This window comes from Mycobacterium sp. TH-M82, from assembly GCF_057473605.1.
On sequence record NZ_JBYCKY010000546.1, the window covers coordinates 1 to 1,656 of the forward strand.

The following is a 1,656-nucleotide window of genomic DNA, read 5'->3' on the forward strand; positions in this document are numbered from 1 at the left end:
GCGACGCGCTCGCGCTGTTCAGGTTCGGCGGTGTGCTGCTGTTCACGGTCGGCTACACCTTCGGCTTCGGGGCGCTGGTCTGGGTGTACGCCGGGGAAAGTCTGCCCGCCAGAATGCGGTCGATGGGCTCGTCGGCGATGCTCACCTCGGACCTGGTGGCCAACGCGATCGTCGTCGGGGTCTTCCTGACCATGCTCACCTCGCTCGGCGGCGCAGCCACGTTCGCGGTGTTCGGCGTCTTGGCGGTGGCGAGCTTCGTCTTCGTGTACCGGTATGCCCCGGAGACCAAAGGCAAACAGCTGGAAGACATCCGGCACTTCTGGGAGAACGCCGGAAAGTGGCCCGATGCCGTTCCGGAGATCGTGGCGGAGGCGGTGTGCCGCTGATCGCCGCCGAGGCAATCGTTCTCGAGGGGCAGGTTTGCCGGCCGGGCTGGCTTCAGACGTCCGACGGCCGGATCGTCGCGTGCGGGCCCGGCGAGCCGCCCGGCCCCGTCGATCTCGACTTCCCCGACGCCGTGGCGGTGCCCGGCTTCATCGACATCCACGTGCACGGCGGCGGCGGCGCGTCGTACAGCGACATCGATGACGGCTCGCACGCAATCGGGCAGGCCGCGGCGTTTCATCGCCGGCACGGCACCACCAGCACCCTGGCCAGCCTGGTCAGCGCCGCACCCGATGTGCTGCTCACCTGGGTGCGTGTGCTCGCCGAATCGACACGCCACGACGTGATTGCCGGCATCCACCTGGAGGGGCCCTGGCTGAGCCCGCAACGCTGCGGCGCGCACGATCAACGGCAGCTGCGCGATCCCGACCCCGCGGAGATCGACGCGCTGCTCGACACCGGTGACGGTGCGATCCGCATGGTCACCCTGGCGCCCGAACGGCCCGGCGCCCTGGCTGCGATCAAACAGTTTGCCGACGCCGGAGTTGTTGTCGCCGTTGGCCATACCGACGCCGACTACGAGCAGGTGCAGGCCGCGATCGACGCCGGTGCGCGCGTCGGCACCCACCTGTTCAATGCCATGCGGCCGCTGCATCACCGCGATCCGGGTCCGGCGCTGGCCCTGCTGGAGGATCCCCGGGTCACCGTCGAGCTGATCGCCGATGGCGTCCATCTTCATCCCGCCCTGGTGCGGTATGTGATCGACGCAGCGGGACCGGACCGGGTCGCGTTGGTCACCGACGCGGTGCCGGCGGCTGGATGCGGTGACGGCTCGTTTCGGCTCGGCGGGCTCGACGTCGACGTCGTCGCCGGGGTGGCACGGGTGCGGGGCACATCGACGGTGGCCGGCGGAACGGCCGCCATGGATCAGCTGTTCCGCGATGTGGTGCGCTGGCTCGGTTCCTCGGACGCGGCGCTGGCTGCCGCTGTGCAACTGACCGCGACGACCCCGGCCCGCGCGCTCGGGCTCGACCGCGCCGGCGGTCTGCGCCCCGGCTTCGACGCCGACCTCGCTGTACTGGGGCAGAATCTGGAGGTGCTGCGGGTCATGCGCCACGGCCGGTGGCAACCCGGCTGAACGGGCACAAGGAGACACCAGGAGACACAGTGAGCGAACCGACCATCACCAACGTCGCGGCGCGTCAGCAATACGAGATCAGCGTCGACGGCCTGCGGGCCGGGTGGGCGGCCTACCTCGACATCGGGGACACC

2 protein-coding genes are annotated in these 1,656 nt (G+C 70.2%); both read left to right on the plus strand.

Annotated features, from left to right (window positions below):
* The coding region (locus tag AC2VON_RS16580) for an MFS transporter (protein ID WP_486953925.1) at positions 1-386 on the plus strand (386 nt) is incomplete at its 5' end.
* Positions 377-1,522 (plus strand): N-acetylglucosamine-6-phosphate deacetylase, encoded by a 1,146-nt coding sequence (gene nagA, locus AC2VON_RS16585; RefSeq protein WP_486953926.1) that lies wholly within the window; start codon positions 377-379, stop codon positions 1,520-1,522. The genes AC2VON_RS16580 and nagA, both read left to right, overlap by 10 nt.
* The last annotated feature ends 134 nt before the right edge of the window (positions 1,523-1,656 follow it).